A 1,454-nucleotide genomic window follows, 5' to 3' on the forward strand; every position below is an offset into this window, starting at 1 on the left:
AGAATTCCGGATATCCACGAGGATTACCTTTTCCACATCGTCCAGGACGATATCTTTTGCGTTTTTCATCTTGAAGGCATATATGGCTGACTTCAAGAGAAAGTCATTGACCGATTCCTCTTTTGCACCGGGCAGTACGATATACGCCTTCGGATATATTTTGCTCACGGCGAGCATGGAGGCAATGGTATCGAAGTCAGAATTCACATGGGAAGTGATGATCTCCATAAAACCCTATCCTCTCGGATGGTACTTCTCATGAACTTTCTTCAACTCTTTAAATTTCAGATGTGTGTATATCTGGGTGGTTGATATATCCGCATGGCCGAGCAAAACCTGGACGGTCCTCAAATCGGCCCCGTAGGTCAACAGGTGGGTTGCAAAAGAGTGTCTCAGCACGTGTGGTGAGATGCTCTTTTTTATGCCCGCCAGGATGGAATAGCCTCTCAGGCGCTTCCACACCCACTGGCGGGAAATTTTTCTGCCAAACCTGTTCAAGAACAGGTGCTGTTCCCCCGTCTGCCGGACCAGAACGGGTCGAACGAGATCCATGTAGTCCTCGAGGGCAGCCCTTGCCGGCTCGCCGAAGGGAACGACGCGCTCTTTCTTCCTCTTGCCGTAGAGAATGAGATAAGAGCCGCTGAGGTTGATATCTTCCGGCTTGAGATTCAATACTTCCGAAATCCGGCCACCCGTGGCATACAGGAGTTCGAGGATTGCCCTGTCTCTTTTCCCCCACATCGTCCTGCTATCGGGGGCTTGCAGAAGGGCTCCCACCTCGCTCACCGTCAAGAACTCGGGCAACTGCAAACCTTTTCTCGTAGACTCCACGAGATCGAAAGGGTTGGCCTTGATCACCCCTTTTTCGATGAGAAACCTGTATAAGCCCCTGAGCGATGAGATGCACCGCAGGACAGAACTCGCGGTCCTGCCCCTTTCCCTCATCTGGCCAAAGAATCCGTAGAGGTCATCGAGTTCAGCCGAAAGAAGCCCTTTATCCTTTTTATCCAGGTATGCCCGGAAACCCAGAATATCACCAAGATAGGCCTTGACCGTATTTTCTTCAAGCCCCCGCTCGATCTTCAGGTATTGAACGAAGTCGGTGACGATTTTTTCCATCTCATTCCCTCCGGTCGACGTCGCTTTCGGTCAAGCGCCCTCTTCTATCGCCCTGTAGATGGCATCCTGGAGCTCTTCTACCTTCCCCTCGTCATCAATCTTCCTGGAAGGGTGTTCGAAAATATAAAAAACGTCGGCTACCTGATCCGCTTTGGTTGCAATCTTCGACAGGTAAATTTCGTAGCCCAGATGAGATATCGTCCTGGTTATGTCGTAAAGAAGACCAACCCTGTCGTATGTGAATATGTCGATTATGGTGTAATGCCTTGATGTATCATTGTCAACCTGAACTCTCGTCGGCCTGTACTTTACTATTTTATCATCTCCCTTCCTCA

At 49.9% G+C, this 1,454-nt stretch carries 3 protein-coding genes; all 3 read right to left on the reverse strand.

Translation table 11 applies throughout. The features are described 5' to 3' along the window. Positions 1-228, reverse strand: a 228-nt coding sequence (locus GTN70_10980; GenBank protein NIO17488.1) for a hypothetical protein, incomplete at its 3' end; no start/stop codon positions are given. A 6-nt stretch (positions 229-234) separates the two neighbouring features. Then, positions 235-1,119 carry a site-specific tyrosine recombinase XerD gene (gene xerD / locus GTN70_10985; protein NIO17489.1) on the reverse strand — a complete coding sequence of 295 codons (885 nt, stop codon included), beginning with the start codon at positions 1,117-1,119 and terminating at the stop codon, positions 235-237. Between the two features lie 30 nt (positions 1,120-1,149). Continuing rightward, positions 1,150-1,454: [protein-PII] uridylyltransferase (locus GTN70_10990; protein ID NIO17490.1), on the reverse strand; the 305-nt coding region annotated here is incomplete at its 5' end.

The sequence above is a fragment of the Deltaproteobacteria bacterium genome (assembly GCA_011773515.1).
Classification (GTDB): domain Bacteria; phylum Desulfobacterota; class Deferrimicrobia; order J040; family J040; genus WVXK01.

What these genes read in the sequence shown, in the direction of transcription:
- xerD (NIO17489.1), bottom strand. Translation starts at nt 1,119, where the DNA reads ATGGAAAAAATCGTCACCGACTTCGTTCAATACCTGAAGATCGAGCGG.